16 protein-coding genes are annotated in these 20,494 nt (G+C 41.2%); 3 read left to right on the top strand and 13 right to left on the bottom strand.

Annotated elements, in window-relative coordinates:
- Nucleotides 1–2 precede the first annotated feature (2 nt).
- The 3 genes from ggt (at nucleotide 3) to ACUXV0_RS15075 (ending at nucleotide 3,748) form a co-directional block, all read left to right on the top strand.
- Nucleotides 3–1,733: a gamma-glutamyltransferase gene (gene ggt / locus ACUXV0_RS15065; RefSeq protein ID WP_446192817.1), complete on the top strand. Its 1,731-nt coding sequence runs from the start codon at nucleotides 3–5 to the stop codon at nucleotides 1,731–1,733.
- 74 nt (nucleotides 1,734–1,807) lie between these two features.
- Complete coding sequence (locus tag ACUXV0_RS15070; protein WP_446190396.1) at nucleotides 1,808–2,197, top strand: DUF3052 family protein; 390 nt, start codon at nucleotides 1,808–1,810, stop codon at nucleotides 2,195–2,197.
- 48 nt (nucleotides 2,198–2,245) lie between these two features.
- Nucleotides 2,246–3,748 carry an FG-GAP repeat domain-containing protein gene (locus tag ACUXV0_RS15075; protein WP_446190397.1) on the top strand — a complete coding sequence of 501 codons (1,503 nt, stop codon included), beginning with the start codon at nucleotides 2,246–2,248 and terminating at the stop codon, nucleotides 3,746–3,748.
- 2 nt (nucleotides 3,749–3,750) lie between these two features.
- On the opposite strand, the gene ACUXV0_RS15080 is transcribed toward ACUXV0_RS15075, so the two are convergent.
- From ACUXV0_RS15080 to ACUXV0_RS15140, 13 genes are all read right to left on the bottom strand, one after another.
- A complete protein-coding gene (locus ACUXV0_RS15080; protein WP_446190399.1) occupies nucleotides 3,751–5,484 on the bottom strand; it encodes an arylsulfatase in 1,734 nt (577 codons plus the stop codon).
- Between the two features lie 12 nt (nucleotides 5,485–5,496).
- Nucleotides 5,497–6,039: a hypothetical protein gene (locus tag ACUXV0_RS15085; RefSeq protein ID WP_446190400.1), complete on the bottom strand. Its 543-nt coding sequence runs from the start codon at nucleotides 6,037–6,039 to the stop codon at nucleotides 5,497–5,499.
- Nucleotides 6,040–6,120: 81 nt separating this feature from the next.
- Entirely contained in the window at nucleotides 6,121–8,013 is a 1,893-nt protein-coding gene (locus ACUXV0_RS15090) for a beta-N-acetylhexosaminidase (RefSeq protein WP_446190401.1), read from the bottom strand.
- A gap of 86 nt (nucleotides 8,014–8,099) precedes the next feature.
- Nucleotides 8,100–8,399, bottom strand: a complete 300-nt coding sequence (locus ACUXV0_RS15095; protein ID WP_446190402.1) for a rhodanese-like domain-containing protein — start codon at nucleotides 8,397–8,399, stop codon at nucleotides 8,100–8,102.
- Between the two features lie 80 nt (nucleotides 8,400–8,479).
- Nucleotides 8,480–9,235: a sulfite exporter TauE/SafE family protein gene (locus ACUXV0_RS15100; RefSeq protein ID WP_446190403.1), complete on the bottom strand. Its 756-nt coding sequence runs from the start codon at nucleotides 9,233–9,235 to the stop codon at nucleotides 8,480–8,482.
- A 105-nt stretch (nucleotides 9,236–9,340) separates the two neighbouring features.
- Nucleotides 9,341–10,399, bottom strand: a complete 1,059-nt coding sequence (locus ACUXV0_RS15105; RefSeq protein WP_446190404.1) for a 3-oxoacyl-ACP synthase III family protein — start codon at nucleotides 10,397–10,399, stop codon at nucleotides 9,341–9,343.
- 29 nt (nucleotides 10,400–10,428) lie between these two features.
- Complete coding sequence (locus ACUXV0_RS15110) at nucleotides 10,429–10,896, bottom strand: Lrp/AsnC family transcriptional regulator (protein ID WP_446190405.1); 468 nt, start codon at nucleotides 10,894–10,896, stop codon at nucleotides 10,429–10,431.
- Between the two features lie 144 nt (nucleotides 10,897–11,040).
- Complete coding sequence (gene lysS / locus ACUXV0_RS15115; RefSeq protein ID WP_446190406.1) at nucleotides 11,041–12,756, bottom strand: lysine--tRNA ligase; 1,716 nt, start codon at nucleotides 12,754–12,756, stop codon at nucleotides 11,041–11,043.
- A gap of 114 nt (nucleotides 12,757–12,870) precedes the next feature.
- Nucleotides 12,871–13,968 carry a hypothetical protein gene (locus ACUXV0_RS15120; RefSeq protein WP_446190407.1) on the bottom strand — a complete coding sequence of 366 codons (1,098 nt, stop codon included), beginning with the start codon at nucleotides 13,966–13,968 and terminating at the stop codon, nucleotides 12,871–12,873.
- Nucleotides 13,969–14,052: 84 nt separating this feature from the next.
- Complete coding sequence (locus tag ACUXV0_RS15125; RefSeq protein WP_446190408.1) at nucleotides 14,053–15,237, bottom strand: pyridoxal phosphate-dependent aminotransferase; 1,185 nt, start codon at nucleotides 15,235–15,237, stop codon at nucleotides 14,053–14,055.
- Between the two features lie 38 nt (nucleotides 15,238–15,275).
- Nucleotides 15,276–15,743, bottom strand: coding sequence for a hypothetical protein (locus ACUXV0_RS15130; protein ID WP_446190409.1), 468 nt, complete (start codon nucleotides 15,741–15,743; stop codon nucleotides 15,276–15,278).
- 30 nt (nucleotides 15,744–15,773) lie between these two features.
- Nucleotides 15,774–17,243, bottom strand: coding sequence for a SusD/RagB family nutrient-binding outer membrane lipoprotein (locus ACUXV0_RS15135; RefSeq protein WP_446190410.1), 1,470 nt, complete (start codon nucleotides 17,241–17,243; stop codon nucleotides 15,774–15,776).
- 18 nt (nucleotides 17,244–17,261) lie between these two features.
- The gene (locus ACUXV0_RS15140; RefSeq protein ID WP_446190411.1) at nucleotides 17,262–20,432 is read right to left on the bottom strand and encodes a SusC/RagA family TonB-linked outer membrane protein; all 3,171 of its coding nucleotides are present in this window, start codon (nucleotides 20,430–20,432) and stop codon (nucleotides 17,262–17,264) included.
- Between the last annotated feature and the right edge of the window lie 62 nt (nucleotides 20,433–20,494).

Here is a 20,494-nt window from a genome sequence, read left to right on the forward strand (position 1 = left end):
TTATGGCCGCTTGTAAGACTTCAAAACAAACCCCTCAGATTAAGAAGGGAGATGGCCTGTTCCAATTATTTGTAGAAGATGAAAACCAGGATGCCTTCGTCAGTGATAAGGCTGGTGTATTTAATGAGCATGGAATGGTGGCTTCGGCTCATGAAGAAGCTTCTAAAGTAGGAGTAGAAATCCTTAAGAAAGGAGGTAATGCGGCTGATGCCTCTGTGGCTACATTTTTTGCTTTGGCGGTGGTTCACCCCTTCGCCGGTAATCTCGGAGGTGGAGGCTTTGCGGTGATCAGAGATGCAGACGGTACCCCTAGCAGTCTTGACTTTAGAGAGAAAGCCCCTTTGAAGGCTCATCGCGATATGTATCTTGATGAAAACGGTGATGTTATCAAAGGTTTAAGTACAAGAGGGCATCTGGCCAGTGGTGTACCGGGAGCAGTGGATGGCATGGTGCAATTACACCAAGAGAAAGGTACGATGAGCTGGAAAAGCTTATTACAGCCTGCTATTGATTTGGCTGAAAAAGGAGTGGTTTTGACCGAAGGTCAAGCCCGGGGAATGAACAGATACCGAGATACTTTCAGAGAGATCAATGGTGAAGATACTCCTTACTATGTGAAAGCAGACGGCTCAGATTTTGAAACCGGAGAGGTTTTCATTCAAAAAGATTTGGCTGAATCTCTGAAACGAATTCAAAAAGAAGGTGCTGATGGTTTCTATAAAGGAAAAACGGCAGATCTTCTGGTGAAGGAAATGGAAAGCGGCGGTGGAATTATCTCTCATGAAGATCTGGAAAAGTATGATGCGGTTTGGCGTGAGCCCATCGTGAAAGATTATAAAAACTACAATATCATTTCTATGCCTCCACCAAGCAGTGGTGGTGTGGCCTTATTGCAATTAATGAAGTTGACAGAGCCCTATCCGATCGATGAGTGGGGATTCAATTCGGGTAAGACTGCTCAGGTTATGATAGAGGCTGAAAGAAGAGTTTATGCTGACAGATCCAAGTGGCTGGGAGATGCTGATTTTGTAAAAGTACCCGTAAAGGAATTAATGAGTCAGCCATACCTGCAAGAAAGATGGGCTTCTTTTGACCCTTCAAAAGCCTCTTTAAGTTCTGAAATAGATGGGGGAGATGTTCCTTATTACGAATCTGACCAAACCACTCACTTTAGCGTGGTAGATAAAAACAAAATGGCCGTATCAATTACCACTACATTGAATGGTGCATTCGGAAGTAAAGTCGTGGTAGATGGTGGAGGTTTCTTTATGAATAATGAAATGGATGATTTTAGTGTAAAACCAGGAGTTCCTAATATGTTTGGTTTGATTGGTAATAAAGCCAACGAAATTCAGCCAGGTAAAAGAATGTTGTCATCCATGACGCCGACAATCGTGGAGAAGGATGGTGAGCTATTTGTGGTGGCCGGTACACCTGGCGGGAGTACTATTATCACTTCGGTTTATCAGACATTGCTCAATGTGCTGGAGCATGGCATGAGTATGCAGCAGGCTGTAAATGCCCGTAAATTTCATCATCAGTGGCTACCTGATAAGACTTATACAGAAGAGTCAACTTTTGATACCGAAGCACTCCAATATCTCTTAAGTGCAGGTTATGAAATAGAGATAGGCAGAAGGCTTGGTAGAATGGACTGTATTATGGTCCATCCTAATGGAACTTTAGAAGGAGCTTCTGACCCAAGAGGAGAGAATACCAGTGTAGGTTATTAAATTCAAATAATTGATGGTAAGGATGTTGTGAATTCGTATATTGCTATAATATCCAAAAAGTAAACGTACAGTTCATGGCGACTCCGCTCTATAAAAAGCTTGGCCTCAAAGATGGTCAGAAGGTAATTCTATTGAATTTTCCTGAAAACTATTTTGACTTACTTGGTCATATTCCGGAGGTTGAAGATTGTGAAGAAAACGAACTGGCAGACTTTGTTCATTGGTTCGGTACGGAGTCTTATGTGTTAGATGATGCTCTTAAAACTTTACGTTACAGAATTAAACAATCTGGTATGATCTGGCTCAGCTGGCCTAAGAAAACATCGAGGATAGAAACCGATTTAAATTATCATTCGGTAAAGAGTGTGGCTATGCAATATGGTCTAATTGACACTAAAGTTTCGGCTATTGATAAAATCTGGACGGCATGTAAGTATGTGATTCCTTTGAAAGATCGAGATTGATTGCAAACTCTGCATCTATTGGTTTGTTTTGCAGTTCAATTGAAACCAATGAGGAAGATATTCTTTGTATTATTTCTGGGAGTTTTACTGGTCAATTTCTCTTGCTCAGAATTTGATTCTGATGAAAAACTGGCCAAACGCTCTTGTGGCGGCTGTCATTTGGCTCCTGAACCTGATATGCTTACCAAGGAAGTGTGGCAAAAACATGTACTGCCACGTATGGGAGCATGGTTAGGTGTTGAAGATGCTCAAATTCTCAAAAAGGATATGGCAGGCAGAACCGCCTACGCCAGAAATATTGCCGAAGAATTAATTCCATCGGAGCCGCTTATCACTTCAGAGAATTGGCAGCGAATTCAAGAATACTATATCAAAAATGCCCCTGACTCTCTTGAATCCATTGTTCATGAGGACTTTCATGCCCTTGAAGACTTGTTTGAAGTAAAAAAGATTAAGCTGAAGAACCGGTTTTCTGAGGCTACCAATACTTTAATTCATTTTGATCAAAAGTTGGGTCAATTCTTTATCGGAAGAAGAAATGGTGAGTTCAGGATTTTAGATTCTGACTTTCAGCTTCTAGATTCTATCAAACTAGCCAGTTCACCGGTAGATATTGAAGTGAATGGTGATAATGACTATGAACTTCTGCTCACCGGTGAGATCAGACCAAATAATGAGCCGATCGGTTCACTAATTGAAAGGAATAGCGATGGTCTGGGACCAAAAATTCAAAATCTCTATCGCCCGGTTTTCTTTGAGAAAGTTGATCTCAACGGTGATCAAATTGACGATTACGTCATTTGTAATTTTGGCTTTCATGTGGGCAAACTAGCCTGGTATGAAGGAACAAAGGCAGGAGGTTATAAAGAGCACTTATTGCTGCCTGTTGCAGGGGCCATTCAGGTAAAAGTAGAAGATCTTGACGGAGATGGTGTTAAAGATATTTTAGCTCTCTTTACTCAAGGCGATGAGTCTGTAACGGCTTTCATGAATAAAGGAAGAGGAAACTTTATTGCAGATAGATGGCTGCAATTGCCCCCAGTTTATGGTACTACGGCTTTTGAATTTATAGACTTCAATAAAGACGGTTTTAAGGATATTGTGATTGCTAGCGGAGATAACGCTGATTACTCGCTTATTCATAAACCTTATCACGGCGTACGATTCTATCAAAACGACGGTAGAAATCATTTTAAAGAGGCTTCTTTTTATCCTTTACATGGTGCTGCCGGGGTAGAAGTAAACGACTTTGACCAAGATGGCGAATTAGATGTGGCGGTCATCGCTAATTTTGCCATTTTTAATAATAGACCACAAAAGGGCTTTGTCTTTTACAAAGGTTTGGGTGATTTCCGTTTTGAACCTTATTTGTCTTCGGCTACAGATGCCGGAAGGTATCTTGTGTACGAACAGGCAGATTTTGATAAAGACGGAGATATGGACCTAGTTCTGGGCTCTCATATGGTACCTTTAATGGTACCTCGAGAAGAGTATCAACTCTGGAGAAAGGAGGCCTTAGACTTATTAATTCTTGAGAATAAAAAGCAGTAAGACTACTTTCTTAATATTAAGCTAAATAATTCAGCTACCTCTTTATCAACGATGTTATCTGCTGAAAGCACTAAATAGTGTTCTCCGGCAGGTATAGTGATTTCTCCAAGGGCTAATTCTGTCCAGTTTTTCTCATAAGCTTCTTTTCGTTTTAACCTGTCAGGACTTATCAAAAGGGGAGGGTCAAAAGGGTGCTCCAGAGTGGATGTGATGTAGTTCTTGTCAATTGAAAGTTTGACGGTGCTGCCTGTTTGGTCTTTAGGGCATGTATATTTGATAAAAGCCTTGAGCGTTACCTCTTTACTAGATTTGACAAGCCATTTTATTTGGTCTTCTTCAGAAGACCAGTTGACCAGCCAATCATGAGCCCAGCCGTGGCCTTCTTCAAACTTTAAATTCCCTAAAAATTCGGCTTCGTAGGTTGGTAATTCAGTAAAACTTGTGTTTACCTCGATAGGTTTAATAGCCTGATAGTACAGGGTGGCATTTTTAAACCAATCGAGGTATGATGTCTTAAATTCTTTGGTCAATGATTGTTCTTGCAGAGCAATATTGTTTTTCTGTTCTGGGTCAACGGTCATATCGTAAAGCTCGGCTTCGTTTTTTATTACGAATCGATACTGTGATGTCCTCAATGCTCCCGGTCTAGCTTTGATATCTTTCTCTAAAAACGCCACATGCGAAAATATTGACCTTTCTTCCAGTTTCTTTGTATTTCCGAGCAGAAGATCACTAAGATCTATTCCATCCAAGGGTTTGGTTTCAATTGGCTTTAGCTTACAAAGTTTTTGAAGAGTTGGGTAAAGGTCTATATGAGCAGCAAGGTCTTTGATTTTTTTGCCTTGGGCAATTTTCTCTGACCATTTTATTAAAGCCGGTACCCTGACTCCACCTTCATCTACATGACCCTTTATCCCTTTCATATGGCCATTGTAGCGATATCCATTGGGCCCGTTATCTGTCATAAAAATGACTATAGTATTATCAGATAAGCCAGTGTCATCGAGTTTTTGAAGTAAGCGAGCAATATTATCATCTATGTTTTCTACCATTCCATAAACGGTAGCTAGCTCATCATCTAGTCCTTTATTCTTATACTTTTCAAAATATGGATCGGGAACTTGGTAAGGGCTATGTGGGGCGTTATAGGGGACATAGCATAAAAAGGGGTTCGACTTATTTCTTTCAATGAAATCGATGGCCTTTTCGGTTAAAACATCGGTGATATACCCTTCTGTCTCTATGTTCACTGTACCGCTATCCAGATGAGTATCGAAATAATTGCTCCAGTGACCGGCACAAAAACCTATGAATTCATCAAAACCTTGATCTGTAGGTCGGTTTGGGTAGTGTGAACCGTTATGCCATTTGCCAAAAATACCAGTTTGATAACCATTGCTTTTAAATAATTCTGCTATTGTTGACTCGTCTGAATCCAGAATTTCAAGTCCGTTAGAAACGGAGGTGGCCCCGGTACGTAAATGATATCTTCCGGTAAGCAGACTTGCTCTGGTAGGAGCACATAGCGGTGAAACATAAAAGTTTTCAAACTCAGCACCTTGAGAGGCGAGTTTGTCCAGTGTTGGGGTTTCCAGTTGGACATTGCCATGAGAACTCATATCACCCCAACCTTGGTCATCTGTTAAAATGAAAAGTACGTTAGGCTGCTTGGTTTCTTTACAAGACAGTAGTAGTAAAAGAGCACTAGAGTAAAGGAGAGATTTGAAGTATTTCAATTGGTTAGTCAATTATTTCTTAAAGGTATAGAATATACCAAAGCTTCCATTATTCGATAGGGAGGCATTGAGTGAGTATTGCTGATAGTAATTATTGAGGTTAATTAATGCATTGACAGAACCGAAACTAGCAGAAATCATAAAATGCTCTTTGAGCAGGTAGTTTAGACGAATTGGAACAGCATATACGGCTAACTCGGCTCCTTCAATTTCACCGAATAAGCCATTTACTCGTCCTCCCAAATAGGGAGCCAGGTATAAATCATCTATTAGCGAAATAAATTTTCCTCTTTCTATTACAGGTCCCAGGCTTATGTTATAGTTATACGGAGACGGGTCGACAATGATGTTCCCGCCAAAAGCCCAATAGGTATTATCTGAGGCTATTTTACCTGTGAGAATATTCAACTGGAGATTGGTAACAGGTGATTGATCAAAGGAATTTAAATGATTAAAATTTAGCGAGCCATTAATAATCCTTCGGCCTGCCAGATCTTGTGAAAATACCTGGAATGATGATAAAAAGATGAAGAGTAGGATGGAGTAGCTTTTCATGGAATTAGTTTTTAATTGAGATGCAATACTACAGGCTTATGTTGCCATTCAAAAAAAAATCCCCTTTTCAGGGGATAATTTTTATTTCAATCTCTTTACAAGTTCGTCTCGATGAATCCTTAGTTCTCGACCGAGAGGTCTGCCATTTCTATAAGTCTGAGTCCTTAGACTAAGATTGCCTTCAGGTATAACAAACGGGTCTTCGTATTTATGACTAAAGTGAACCGGATAGGTATTGTCTATAGAATAGTAAACAACTGTATTGGGTACATTATTTTCTAACTCACATATGAGTTTGCCGTCTTCGTTTTTAAGGTGAATGATAGGCTCGTATACAGCCTTGGAGATATTCGTATTAGAGGCGTCAAATCTTTGAAAGTGATGTTCGGTTCTATTGATAAAACTGTTCCAATCTTTTTTCTCTTTAGGAGACCAAAATACTTCAGACAAGGCTAAGGCTCTTGGGTAGGTCATGTACATGGCATAGGATAATGTCGGAATTACTTCTGTCCATAAGTTACCTTGTCCTCCCAAAACTAATTCAGCGTCTACACCATCTGGCACTGGCTCAAAATCATAGGAATGCTCTAAGCTAAGATCACTATAGATAGGGTTTTCTACACTGTGGTCTCCTTGTGTATAGTCTAAATAAACCCAGTTTTTTGGCGTCATGACCACCTCATGACCTTTATGTGCGGCCTCAATTCCTCCGTCTACAGATCTCCAGCTCATAACAGCAGCATCGCCATCAAGTCCACCTTCTAAGATTTCATCCCAGCCAATCATCTTTTTGCCCTTAGCGTTGATGATTTTCTGAACTCTACTCACAAAATAGCTTTGAAGCTCATGGGTGTTTTTAATCTTATTTTTCTTCATGAATTTCTGCACTTGCTCATTCTCTTCCCAGTAGCCATGATATGCTTCATCACCACCCATATGGATGTAATTGGCTGGGAAAAGTTCAGCTACCTCAGTCATCACTTTATCTACAAACTCATAAACCTTTTCGTCGGTAGGGTTTAAAGTGTTTTCGATCAACATCTTGAAACTGCCGTCTCCTGGCCATTCGGCAAATTTTGATCCAGGATTGACGAATTTAGGCTCCTTGTTTACAGATAGTTCAGGGTAGGCTGCCAGGGCGGCCATACTATGGCCCGGCATGTCAATTTCCGGAATGACCGTTATGTTTCTTTCTGCTGCGTAAGCGATAATATCTTTAATCTGCTCTTGTGTATAAAATCCGCCATATGTGGCTTCTTCACCTTCTTCCGGGTAAGGTCTCGTATCCCCAAAACGCCCGTGTCTTTCTACTCTCCAGGCACCAACCTCTGTAAGTTTTGGTAATGACTTAATCTCAATTCTCCAGCCTTCATCATCAGTAAGGTGCCAGTGCAAAACATTGAATTTATACTGAGCCATCTTGTCGATATAGGTTTTAACCTCTTCTACTGTGAAAAAGTGACGGCTTACATCCAACATTAAGCCTCGCCAGCCAAATCGTGGATAATCGGTGATTTTGCAACCCATGATCATACCAATGCCCATATAACCGTTTTGAGAGTTTTCAAAGTCTCTAGGTAGTAACTGACGAATGGTTTGTAGACCATTGAAAACGCCGTTAGCTTCATTGGCTTTTAGCTCAATAAGATTTTCCTTTACCTCAAGTGTATAGCCTTCTTTGGCAAGTTCTGGTTGGTTAATGAGTTCAATACGAATGCTTTTGTGAAGGTTGTCTGGTTGATCTACCTTTTGCGATTGAATCTTTAGTCCACCTTGAGCTAAAAAATCTTTGAAGACCTGAATGTAGGATTTAGCTTCTTCGCTATTGGTTCTATCGTCAATGCTTGTTTGCTGATCCAGCATAAACATGGCATCCGAATGTTCATAGCTTACAGGGGTGGGAATAATATTATTTTGGGCGAAGGTGAAAGTTGTAATAAGTAATAGAAAGAGAGACTTTTTAAAATATTTCATAATAGGAGGTTCAGTTTGTTAAATCTATTCAAAAATAAAAAAGTCTCCTGAAGTAGGAGACTTTTGAAGTAGAATTTTGATTTTGTTTATCTTAAGCTCACCCACGAGCCGGCATTATACACCTCGGTCAAGCCCTTACTTTTTAAAATGGAAGTGGCTCTGCCTGATCTCATTCCTGAAGCACAGCACATGACTAGCGGCTTATTATATGCTTTTAACTTGGTGATATTTCTGTCGATGGTATCTAAAGGGATGTTGACTGCTCCTTTGGCATGACCGCCATTAAATTCCTGAGGAGTCCTCACGTCAATTATTTTTGCTCCATTGGCTACGAGCTCTTTATAATCTACCTTTTCACCAAATAGCTTCTTTAATAGTCCAAACATGTCTTTGTCTTTTCTTTGATATTCAATTTACAGAACAAAATTGAGATTTTCTGCAGCGAGATTTGGTGAGGCTTATCACATTACCTAAAGAAAATAATAACAGCACCAAGAACCGTTAGGGCGAGTATGATTTTCCTGTAATTATCGCTCTTGATTTTCTTTACAATCCATGCACCTGCCCAAAAGCCTAAGAAAATGGCAGGGATTAGTGCTACATCAGTTAATAAGCTATGAGCAGTAATGGTATTCCATGAAAAAACATGGAATGGGACTTTGAATAAATTAATAAACAAGAAAAGCCACGAAACGGTCCCGATAAATTCATTCTTCGGGAATCTGAGTACTAGAAAATAGATATTGGAAAAGGCACCTGCCAGATTGCCAAGCATTGTAGTAAATCCTGAAGAAATCCCCATAATGCCCGAAAACCAATTGCCAGAAGGTAGGTTGTCGCTTTTTCTTCTTTCCCACCAGATCATAAGACCGGTAGCAGTGACGATAATCACGGCCATGATTCTTTTAAAAACGGCTTCATTGATTTCTTTACCGATATACCAGCCCAAAAGCACCCCCACAATCATCCATGGCATGAGCTTTTTGAAATGTTTCCAGTCGGCGTGTCTGTTATAATAGACTACTGCCATAATATCTGCTATACAAAGTAGTGGCAACACAATCCCGGTAGAGGTTTTTGAACCAAAAACGAGGGCCATTATGGTGACATTCATGATGTCAATTCCACGAAGCCCGGCTTTAGAAAGGCCAATAACGAAGGTGGCTAAAAATGCCATCGACCATTCCAGAAGACTGTGTTCTGAGAGTACAGATTGAAGCAAATTTTAAGAGTTTTTGATAAAGATAATGGAGTCTATAATTAATAGACCATTCAGGTCTAAATTTTGCCTAATAGCCTTCCCCAAAAGCAAAATAGTATCAGCCCCTTACCATCTTATCAATGCACTTCCCCAGGTAAACCCACTACCAAATGCGGCTAAGCATACCAAATCACCTTCTTTGACTTTTCCAGCTTCCCATGCTTCACACAGGGCGATAGGAATGGAGGCGGCGGTGGTATTGCCGTATTTCATGATATTATTATAGACTTTATCATCCGGCAGTTTTAAGGTCTTCTGAACAAACTGTGCAATTCTAAGATTTGCCTGATGGGGAACCAGCATGTCAATGTCAGCAGGTGTGTATCCGGTTTTTTGTAAGGCTTCCATGATCACCTCCGGGAACTTGGTGACGGCTTTTTTGAAAACCAGCTGACCATCCATTCTTGGATAGTAGGTTTTATTATCCAAAAGGCCATCATAAACAAAGACTTCTCCTAGCTCCTCTTTTGAAGGGAACCCAAATTCCTCATCCTGAAGATGGTAGCCACCATGTGAGCCCGGGCTGATCATGGCAAGCTCTTCGGCATTTGTTCCATCTGAGTGGAGGTGTGTTGTTAGTACGCCCTTGTTATCTTCTTCCGTTGCCTGGATAAGCACGGCTCCGGCACCGTCGCCAAAAAGTACAGAAACAGCTCTGCCTCGGGTTGAGAAGTCAAGTCCCATCGAGTGCATTTCAGAGCCTACCAGTAGGATATTTTTATACATCCCAGATTTAATAAATTGGTCGGCCACAGAAAGTCCGTAGATAAATCCAGAGCATTGATTCCTGATGTCTAATGCCCCAATCTCCGTTTTGGTAATGCCTAATTCTCGTTGTAATAACACGCCACATCCCGGGAAATAGTAGTCTGGGCTGAGCGTGGCAAAAATGATAAAGTCTATATCTTCTTTGATGATTCCAGCTCGCTCAATGGCCTTCTTGGAAGCTTCTGCCGCCATTGTTGTTGGGGTTTCCTCATGCTTCTTGGCGTATCGTCTTTCTACAATTCCTGAGCGTTCACGTATCCATTCATCAGAAGTGTCCATGACCTTCATGAGGTCAAAATTCGTGATTACTTGATCGGGTACATAAAAGCCGATTCCGGCAATTTTAGCATTGGGCATAGTTCAATAAGGCTTAGGTTTCTACAAAATTAGCTATCTCCTTCGAGAATGCTAGTTTGCTTTACATCTTTTACCACAAACTGACTTTGGGTGTTGGCAATGTTAGGAAGCGTAGAGAGTTTGTTGAGTATAAAGCGTTTGTACTCTTCCATGTCTGAGACAATGATTTTCAATAAGAAATCAGAGCCTCCGGATATGCAATAACATTCCACTACTTCGGGCAGAGTCTGAATATCTTTTTCAAATTTCTCCAGGTACTCAAAAGCATGTTCTCGTAAACTGACATTGCAGAAAACCAAGAGGTTCTTTTGAAGGAGTTTTCTGTTGAGTTCTATTGTGTATTTCTCAATATACCCATCCCTTCGAAGTCTTTTCACTCGCTCGTGAACGGGTGTAGTGGTGAGGTTCAGTTCAGCTGCTATCTCTTTATTGGTGGCCAGACCATCATTGACCAGAATTTTGAGAATCTTAAGATCTACAGGATCCATGTGCTCCATCAGAATATTATGCTATTTACGGCTCTAATAACGCATATATTTTCTATAGTCGTATGAGAAAAAAGATTTCTGTGGAATATTATCCTAAAAGAAAGCCCCGCTTCTTTTCAGAAACGGGGCTTAAAGCCTTCTATGAATATTAATTTACGCTACCCAGGATTCTACTACAGACTTCTCGGGAAGTTTGGCATCAATTTTTAGTTTCTTTCTCATACCGCCCAAATCATTGAAAATCTTGTTTGGGTTGGCTCCTTTTAAAGAGTCTAGCGTCATGAAGCCCATCTTTTGTAAAGCAGGCACCCATATTTCAGGTACTCCTATGGTAGCATAATCGGCGACTGTAGCCATTTCCACTTTCTTCTCTGGTCTCATCTGAGGGAAGAAAAGCACCTCTTGAATACTAGTGTTATTGGTAAGCATCATGGTGAGGCGATCTATACCTATACCAATCCCTGCTGTAGGTGGCATACCGTATTCCAGAGATCTGATGAAGTCTTCATCCAGAACCATGGCCTCTTCATCTCCTCTTTCTGCCAGTTTTAATTGATCTTCAAAACGTTCTCTCTGATCAATCGGGTCATTCAACTCAGAATAGGCGTTCGCCACTTCTTTACCCATTACAAAAAGCTCAAAACGCTCTACCAGACCTGGCTTGCTTCTATGCTTTTTGGTCAAAGGAGACATCTCTACAGGATAGTCAATAATAAAGGTTGGCTGTACCAAATGCTCTTCTACTTTCTCTCCAAAGATTTCGTCAATCAATTTGGCCTTACCCATGGAGTCATCTGTCTCAATACCCCATTCTTTACATTTGGCTAAAAGTTCTTCTTCAGAAGCGTCGTCTACATTGACTCCTGTATATTTCTCAATAGCCTCGATAATACTTAGTCGGTCAAATGGACCCGCGAAATTGAGTTCAGTTTCTCCGAATGTAAACACCGGGCTACCGTGTACCGCTGTGGCTACCTGTTCAAAGATTTTCTCAGTGAAATTCATCATCCACTCGTAATCTTTGTAGGCTACATAAAACTCCAGAGCCGTAAACTCCGGGTTATGTGTACGGTCCATCCCTTCATTACGGAACATCTTGCCGAATTCATACACCCCATCAAAACCTCCAACTATCAGCCTTTTTAGGTAAAGCTCATTGGCAATCCTCATGTATAGAGGCATGTCGAGGGTATTATGATGTGTTTTAAATGGTCTGGCCGCTGCACCTCCATGAATAGGCTGTAGGATTGGTGTTTCCACCTCTAGCCAGCCTTGCTCGTCAAACATGTTTCTCATGGTGCTGACGATCTTAGCTCTTTTACGGAAAATCTCTTTGTTCTGAGGGTTTACAATGAGGTCTACGTACCTTCTGCGGTAACGCATTTCAGGGTCTGTGAAGCCATCGTGAATTTTGCCGTCATCATCAACTTTTACCACAGGTAAAGCTTTCAATGATTTATTAAGAAGCGTGTAAGAAGTTACATGAACAGATTTCTCACCGGTCTGGGTCATGAAGCAGTAACCTTCAACCCCAATGATATCACCGATGTCAAGAAGCTTTTTAAAGACAGTATTATAGTGAGTCTTGTCTTCTCCCGGGCAGATATCGTCTCTTCTGAGGTAGATCTGTATTCTTCCGGTAGAATCTTGAAGCTCTGCAAACGAAGCAGAACCCATAATTCTAAAACTCATCAATCTACCCGCAATTTTTACAGCTTTGAAGTCTTCGTTTCCCTCTTCAAATTTCTCTGAAATTTCAGCTGCGGTAGTGTTGGTTTCAAACATGGCCGCAGGGTATGGGTCTATACCCAGGGCCATGAGTTTTTCTCTTTTATCTCTCCTTAGTATCTCTTGTTCGCTAAGTAACATTCGCTATTCTTTTGATCAAAAATTTGAGTTCATTCGCTAGGTTTTGGAATGAAACCGCAAAATTAACCAAAAAAGAACTAAGGTGAGTTCAAATTATTAGATTAATGAAAAGGCTTAATTTGTTGCTCTATGAGCAGCTCTGACATAAATTCTACTTGCCAGCAAAGGGGCAATACCCACAACGCTTAGTAGAATGCCTAACCAGACAATCTTAGTGACATCTACGAACACCGTTCCGGCACTTAAAATAGCAAGAATGATGGTAGTAGACAGAGGTAATGAAATAGCCAGAACCATCACTGCAAGTTCCACATTAAAGGTTCTTTCCGGTTTGCCAGATTCCTCTTCTTTACTGTTAAACAAAGAAATATGTGCAAATGGCCAGAAACTCACCGAGCTCAATGGAAGTACCGCAGCCAATAGGATATGGTTAGGATCCGTGAAACCAGCGAGCTTTATTAAAGCAGCACTGAATAATAAACTTACCCCTGCTCTAAAAACAAGAATGGAAAGTACCACTCTTTTGTTTCCTTCTTTGAATTTGACGGCCAGGCCGATAAATATCAGAACCATAGGTGTCATTAATGCACTGGTACGGTCAAACAAGCCTCTTACTACCTGCGGTAAAGTATCGTAGTTCCAGCCAAATGCCAAAAGCATAAGTGCTGCAAACAAAATGATATTGATTGGTTCTTTGACCAGACTTATCAATAACGATTTGATTTTGTCTCCGGTATTGGTTGACTTTTCACCGCTTGTTTTGATAAACATGTTCATGGCTATAATGTACAGGAAGATCAAAACAAAGAATTTGTTTCCCACATCGGCCATTGCCGCAAGGGCCAGGCTTTCTTCACCGAGAAACTCAGCAATAAATGGAAAACAAGATAAGCCCGGTGCCAGTGAGGGAATGAGCATTATCAGCGTTTTGCCATTGGCACTATCCTTTGAAATGCCAAGCATTTTAAGAGCCACCGGTGTAATGAAATACAATAAAAAGTTAAAGGCTAATGCCACAAAGGGTACAAATAAAAGTGAGATATCTAGGTTGATTTTCATCAAAGCGATGAAAATTGTAGAAGGGAGAGCCACAGATAATACAAGCTCTTTGATCCCGTTGGTTTTGTCTTTTGAGACGAATTTTCCTTTAAGAATGAGTCCTAAGCCTATAAGTAGGACAAGTATTAAGGTTTTAAGTATAGCTTCGTTCATGAGAGATTCTTTAAAAGAATTTTAAAAAGAACATTCAGGAACCAAAAGGCCCTGAATGTTCGGATAATCAAATTTGAAATAGGATTAACTAATGCCTTTCATGGCACTGATGAACATTTTCATTTCATCCATAGTACCCATACTTACTCTACACCAGTTTTGATCCATGATATTGAATGCTCTCACACCCACATTCTGTGCGTTCATTTTCTTAAGGAACTCCTTACCGTCCATGTCTATCGGGAAAATCATGAAACTGGTATATGAAGGAATTGGGTCATAGCCCATTTTCTTCAGTTCGGCAGAGACGTACTCCTTACATTCCATGTTCTTGGTTTTGGTCATCATCTGGAAAGAATCATCACCAAATGCAGCATCGGCTGCCATGATAGAAGTCAGGGAAATACCCATACCACCACGGGTGATTTTCTGGATATCATCTATGAACTCCTGAAGACCAAACATATAGCCTACACGCAGGCCGGCCATACCCATGATTTTTGAGAAAGTACGACAAACCACTACGTTATATCCTTCAGATACCAAGTGGGCCATTGATTTGGCATCTGGTCCATGAGCAAGTTCCATGTAAGCTTCATCAATGAAGATTGGCACTTTCTTAGAAACTCTTTTACAGAAGGCTTCAAGATCCTTAGCAGGAGTCATGGCTCCTACAGGATTGTTAGGATTACAGATATAAACCAATTTAGTGTCTGCGTCAATAGCTGCTTCCATAGCGTCAAGGTCATGAGCCCACTCTTTGGTTGTAGGAATTGGCTTCCATGTACCACCTACTTTCTCAGCTACTCTGATCATTGACATGTATGTAGGGTCTGCTGTAACGATATTACCGCCTTCCATAAAGCTCACAAGAGCCACTTTTTCAAGTAAGTCAGATGAACCAGGGCCCATCATGATTTGCTTGGTATCTACATTCTCTTTCTTGGCAATTTTGCTCACTAGAGAGTACATTTCTCTCCATGCATAACGGTTACCTCCGGCTACCGCTTCCTGTGCGGCTGTAATGGCTGACTTTGGTGGCCCGTATGGGTTTTCGTTAGCATTCAGCTTGGCAAATAACTTTGTTTCTTTAGGGTCGTCTAAGAAATATTCTCTAGACAGAGGGCTGTAGTAAAGTCTGTTATGCGTGTCAAGGTAGAATGGCTGAGAAGCAAAAGCCCCTTGCACCAAGTGAGGTGCAAGGGCCATTCCGCCTATGGACATTAAACCAGATTTTAACAACTTTCTTCTGTTTACTGACTTTTCCATAGTTTTGTTTTATTTAAAAAATTGATCAATTACTAAATTTATTTTGATGCTAGTTTGAAGAGTTTAGTGAACGATTGGTCTTTATAAGTTCCGCTTGCCATAAGCGAAACTGATTCGCCTGCACCGGATACACCGAAAGAACTCCATGGGATAATCACCTTGGCCACACCATCTGCATCAGTGGTAATGGTGGAGATGTCGGCCCCATCTCTAAACTTCAATGAGATTTCAATAGCAGCCACTGCAATTGAATCTATCCCCTTGGTATAATCCAGGATGTTGGTTTTGTCGAGTTCCAGAACCTGAATTCCGAAATCTGTACTTTCGCCAAATACTGAACTTACTGTAGGGTCAGTAGATAGGCCAGAAGAGGCTCCTCCATCGCTGTCTACTACCTGCACTAGTACAGGAGAGACAACTCTATCTACAAACGGATCATCAACTTCACAGGCGGCGAAACTCAAGCCTGCTAAAAGCATTAAAACTATTTTTGATATATTTTTCATGATTGATTGGTCGGTTAAAAAATTATGGAATTACTCTGCCCACCATAATGTGGTTTGCATATTGTCTGGGCCACCATTAAGACTGATGCCACCATCAAGACTTGTCTTATTCAGAGAGTACTCTGTAGTTGGGTAAGGAAGTCTTGTAGGGATCACACCGTCGTTCTCAAAAATGGCTCTTGGGTCAGCAGCTGGGAAAGTAGGGAAACCGGTACGTCTGTACTCTGTCCATGCTTCTACTCCTTGACCAAACAAGGCGATATACTTCTGAGTCATGATGGTCTCTTTAGAAGCACCTCCAAGGCCATCTATAAAGCCGGCAGGAACATCTAAGCCAAATGCATCATACGAAGCCTCAATACCAGCTGCCATATAAGCATCAGCATCACCGCTAATGTCACCATCAGCTGCAGCTTCAGCTAGTATAAAGTTCAACTCACTGAAAGTCATTAATACACTAGGGGCTGCCGCATCACTAAAGCTTGACTGCAATACCGAAGCAGAGCTTAGGTATGTAGTAGCAATGGCATCAGGAAGTCCGTTAGGGATACCAGCATAAGTTCCGTTTACCTCAGTGGCTATAGCCCCAAGACGTGTATCACCAGTGGCTGTAAGCATATCTACAAAAGTCTTGCTCATGCTCCAGTCAGTTCTACCGCCAATCACCATTACCTCATTCCAGGTGTTATTACTTGGTCTCGTGCCCGTATGCTCCAATGTTGCGTTATCAGCATTGCTTTCGAAAATCGGGTATGTAGAAGGTGATCCAAGAATCTCGGCCATAATGGCTGCTGATTCTGAAGGCTTCTTAGCTGCTTGTCTGTTCGCTAATTTTAGACGAAGAGAGTTGGCAAACTTTTTCCATTTCATGATATCACCGTAATAGATGATGTCACCGGAGATGTCAGGACCGCCTATCGTTAATTTCTCATTGGCAGTTTTTAAGTCAGCTAACATGCCTGCATAGATACTCTCCATGCTATCATATTCTGGCGTGTAAATCGGCTCTTCTGCAGAACCTGAAACTGCTGCTGAGTAAGGTACTGCTCCGTACATATCTGTAAGCAGCGAGTATACCCATGTTTTCATTACTAAGGCTACACCTTCATAATTGGTGTTAGGGTTTACACCCTCAGGGCCTGTTAGGGTTATGATTCTTTCGAAATTGGTAAGGCCATCGTTGTATAATGACTCCCAGGTGTTATTATAAAACGCCGGAGTGATACCGTAGCTATCTCCCTCATTAGAGTAGATATTTCTGGCCAGGTATTGGATCCAGAGCATGGCACCATCAAGGTTAAGACGCTCAAATCTGGTGCTACCACCCCAGTATCTATCTACAGACTGCTCAATAGCGTAAGGTAATAGATACTGTGAGCCAATTTCGGTTGGGTTATTAGGATCAGTGTTCATCTCCTCAAACCCATCAGTACAAGAGTTGCCTGCAAAGAACATGGTAGCTCCTAACAAGAAAGTATATATTGATTTATGTTTTTTCATGATAATCAGTTTTTGAGATTAGAATCCTAGAGCAAGGTTGAAACCTAAGCTTCTTGAAGAAGGCAATTGACCGTAGTTGAAACCTTGTGAGTTTCCACCGTAAGAGTCTACTTCAGGATCGATATGCGGGTGATTTGAGAATAGCATTAGTACGTTTCTACCAACTACTGAAAGCTTGGCGTTTTGAATTTTAAGTTTTTCTAAAACTGCCGGGCTAAAGCTGTAGCCTAAAGAAAGCTCTCTCAATTTCACGTATGAGCCATCAAAAATGGCCGCTTCATGGTATCTTCTTGGGTTGTTATACCCGTAGAATTGGTTACCAGCTACGATAACATCATTTGGTACATATTCAGGGTTTTCAGCAGTACCGATATTCATCACACCTTTACCGATTACACCCTCTTCTCTACCAATGGCTGTTTCGGCATATTGACCAGTCCATCTTGCAGTAGCACTACCTTCATCGTAGAAGTCTCCACCCATTCTTACATCGAGTAGGGCGTTAAGAGATACATTCTTGTAAGTGAATGTATTCATGAAACCACCTGTCCAGTCTGGCTGAACGTTCCCAAGGATTTGCGGAGTACCATCAACTACAGGTAGACCATTTTCATAGATGATTTCACCTGCATCAGTTTTGGCAAAGCCAATTCCGTAAAGAGTTCCGTATGGCTGACCGATTGTGGCAATTGAAGCTAAACCTCTTCTTGTTTGAAGGGTGTAAGTTTCAAGTCCTTCTGCTAGTTCTACTACCTTGTTTTGGTTTTTAGCGTAGTTCAGACTTGTTTCCCATTTGAAACCGCTAGGTGACTCAAGGACTGTACCGCTTAAGGTTACTTCAATACCCTTGTTGTTTACTTTACCTGCGTTAAGTACTCTTGAGTTATAACCACTAGCTTTAGAGATTTCTACACCAAGAATCTGGTTCTTCGTTGTTTGGTCGTAATAAGTTAGGTCTAAGCCTAGTCTACTTTTGAAGAATCTCAAATCTGCCCCAACTTCAATACCAGTAGTGATCTCCGGCTTCAGTGTAGCATTGGCTAACTCTGTATTCTCATAATATTGAGGAATAGAGCCATTCCAAGATCCACCAGATCTAAACGTTTGCGTTAGCTGATATGGGCTGGCATCATTACCTACCTGAGCCCAGCTACCTCTTAGTTTAGCAAAAGATAGAACAGAGCTATTGATGCTCATCAGGTCTGTCAAAACAGCACTTAATGAAGCAGATGGGTAGAAGTAAGAGTTATTGCCTGCAGGCAATGTGCTTGACCAGTCATTACGAGCTGTTAAGTCAAGGAAAAGGGCATTTTTCATCCCGATTTGTGCTGAAGCGTAAAGCGACTGTACCTCTGATTCTTCAATGGTACTTTCTGCAGTGTTTTGACTTGGGTTAGCGTTTGAAAGGTTATAAACACCATCCACTACCAGTTCACCTACATAAGTGTAGTTTCTCTTATAATAGTTTTGTCTGATGGCTCCACCAGCCTGAGCAGCTACGGAGAAGTCGTTACCGAATAATTTGTCATAAGAGAATAAGAAATCATGGTTAGTTTCTTGTCTTCTCAGTACAGTTTCAGAATATCTGCCTGGTGTCTGGTTACCATTTCTTACACGCTCAAAGTTTGAAATATTGATACGAGTATCTGACCATACATCAGTACCACTTCTTAACATTAAGCTTAGGTCTTCGGTGATTGTGGCCGTAAGGGCAAGATTGCCAAGAAGTCTGTCTTTGTCATTGGTAGTAGGCAGGAACTCATTCATGAAGAATGGATTGGTAAAGTAAGTATGCTGCCAGTTAGCAGGGTCTGTATCTGCCAGTTTACCATCGATAGCTCTTTGGATGTGTACATCATCATATGTTTGGTAATCTGCTAGTCTATCCCATGAAACATGTCTGTGAGCCCAGATGAACTGAGAACCTGATTGGTAGTTTCTGTTACCGCCAGACTTGATGTAGTCTGCCACAAAGTTTGCTTTTAACCACTTACTAAGGTTATAGCCAGACGAAACAGAGAAGTTGTCTCTCTTGAAATCGTTAAATGCGGCTATACCTTTTTGGTACATATTACTGTATGAAAGTCTGAAGTTGCCATCCGCGTTACCTCCAGATAGAGCAATGCTATTCGTTCTTGTAGAACCTGTATCCCAGAATTCTTCCCAGTTGTTTGGTTGAGGAACCAAAGGAGCTACTTCTGTGCCGGTCCACCATTGACGTGTCAAGCGACCGTCCATAGGAGCACCCCAGCTTTCATCTGTACCTGCAGTACCAGTTGTAGATCCTGGAGAAAGGTTGCCATAGGCAGCCTGATATTGCTCGTAAGCATCTGGTTGGATAACTCCAGACCAGCCGTCTGAGTACCAGGTACGGTAACCATTACCACCACCATAAGTGTTTTGGAAGTCAGGTTTAATGAATGGTCTCTCAATCGTAAAGTTTGAATTAAAGTCTACACCGAGACCTTTAGTGTCACTACCATCTTTAGTGGTAATTAAGATAACGCCGTTTGCGGCTCTAGATCCATAAAGTGCAGCGGCATTTGGTCCTTTTAGAACTGAGATGTCTTTGATATTGTCAGGGTTGATCTCAGAAAGACCACCACCATAAGTTTTTTCATTGGTTTGCTGCATTGGTACACCGTTGATAACGATCAAAGGCTCATTATTTCCAGAGACAGAAGAAGCTCCACGAATCTGAATATACGAACCACTACCAGGGCCTCCATTGCTAGAAATTCTAACCCCGGCTATTTTACCCGAAAGGGCATTCATGACGTTATTAGAACGTGCTTCCACCAAGGCATCTCCTGATACCTCTTGCTGTGAAAAGCCTAAAGATTTTTTCTCACGACTAATACCAAGAGCGGTAACTACTACTTCACTTAGTACTTTATTATCTGCTTTTAAGGATACATCAAAATACGTTTTGTTTCCTACAGGTATCTCCATGGTTTCAAAACCAATGGTGCTGAATACCAAGACTGATTCAGTGTCTGGAACCTGGATTTTGAATTTTCCGTCAAAATCACTGATAGTACCTGTAGTGGTACCTTTGACTAGTATAGAAACGCCGGGAAGAGGTCCTTCTCCGGGAGCTGAAACAACTCCTGATATTTCAATAGCCTTAGATTTAAAGGAGCTAAGGACAAAAAGCATCAGAAGTGTTTTGAGTAAAAGTTTTCTCATAACGGTTCTGTTTAAGGTTTGCGATATTTCTGGGGTATCTCCGCCCGGTTTTCTGAAAACCC

The sequence above is a fragment of the Jiulongibacter sp. NS-SX5 genome (genome assembly GCF_052828545.1).